This window comes from Arsenophonus sp. ENCA (assembly GCF_002287155.1).
In the GTDB taxonomy this organism is placed as follows: Bacteria; Pseudomonadota; Gammaproteobacteria; order Enterobacterales; family Enterobacteriaceae; genus Arsenophonus; species Arsenophonus nilaparvatae.
Map to the genome: position 1 here is coordinate 1 of NZ_NHNG01000492.1, position 1,333 is coordinate 1,333.

Annotated in this window: 1 protein-coding gene; it reads right to left on the bottom strand. The window is 42.2% G+C overall.

The genetic code is table 11. From position 1 onward, the window contains the following. Window positions 1-174 precede the first annotated feature (174 nt). On the bottom strand, window positions 175-942 hold the full coding sequence (locus tag CBG25_RS13040) for a Rha family transcriptional regulator (protein ID WP_290607132.1): 768 nt from the start codon (window positions 940-942) through the stop codon (window positions 175-177). Between the last annotated feature and the right edge of the window lie 391 nt (window positions 943-1,333).

Below are 1,333 nucleotides of genomic sequence, written 5' to 3' on the forward strand. Positions count from 1 at the left end.
GTTGATTAACATTGCGCTTTAGCGCTTCTAATTTTTGTAAATAGCGTAAACGCCGGACGTTGTTGTTCATCGGAAATCGCTCCGATGACAGGATTTTTGCTTTTTGCATGTAGAAATCTCTCAATACTTAAATTGATGAAAGATTGCCCCTATAAAAAGGGGCGTTGAGATTAATTAGTGACGTTCCAGGAAGTGGGTCAATTCACCTTCATACCAGTGATCGGTACGCGCGGTGATTATCCCGATTTGTTGATGCTGGAATTGTTCAAAAAGTTGTTTGATCTCCGCTAACACGGTATCGATATTTTCACGCTTACGTAAAAGTCGTTTGATAACCTGTTTTTCTGCGTCATTGATAATTTGGCGCAATGACTCGGTGATATAGTAAATCCGTCTGCACTCGTCAGCGATTAAGGGGATATGCGCTACCTGAAAACGCTCCGGTGATGGCGTGCCGGTCACTTCACGCAACGCCAGCCACAACGCATTACTCCATGAACGCTCAAACCGGAAGCCATTTGTCATACACCAGACTAAACGCGTCAGGTTACGAGTGTCTGAATGGTTAAAACGTTCTACGGCTTTTGGGTGGTATTTAGGTGCAGAATGTAGCTTTACTTCCATGCGGTTAAATTCAGCAATGTAGGCTTCCTTGAATTGTGCTGCTTTCTTTCCTGTGAATCCCATGACCAAAAATACGAAGCCGTCTTTTGTCATTTCATAAGCTTTGGAATCACGCTTATTGAAACCAGCTTGAATCTTTACTGCGACGGCTGAAAAGTTAGCTGTCATAAATTCTCTAGAACAATCAAGGGATTCTATTTTTTGGATAACATTTTTATGCAATTTGCCAAAGTAATCAGCAACATCTTGAGACGTGGTAATAGCTTTGCCGTTATGAACAGTAACTTTAGGGGTGATAGCGGATAATTGAAGTGTCATATGACCTCCATTGATAATCTAAAATTACCACCGCCAAGAATTTGCAGGTTCTAATAGGCGGTGAACTGAACGAGGCTGCAAAAACCGCGATTATCAGACGGTGAACCTTTCGGTTCCCTCATCCAGTCCACCATTGAATTGTGGCTAGATTACGACATTAAAAAACACGCGCGCGGCGTGTATATGTCGCGATAATCTTGGTAGGTTTTGCAGACCTGACATCTGATTTTGCAGATGCAAATAAACTATAGCGCATGATTTCTTCTTTCGTCAATAGGTATTGCAAAAGGTTAATATTTTGCATGGTGGTTTTTCCGATGGAATGGGCTTGAAAGGGTATGCCTGATTATTTAGCCACTTCAGACGGCAGTGGTTTCTCTTGTACCCCTAC

What these genes read in the sequence shown, in the direction of transcription:
- CBG25_RS13040 (WP_290607132.1), bottom strand. Translation starts at nt 942, where the DNA reads ATGACACTTCAATTATCCGCTATCACCCCTAAAGTTACTGTTCATAAC.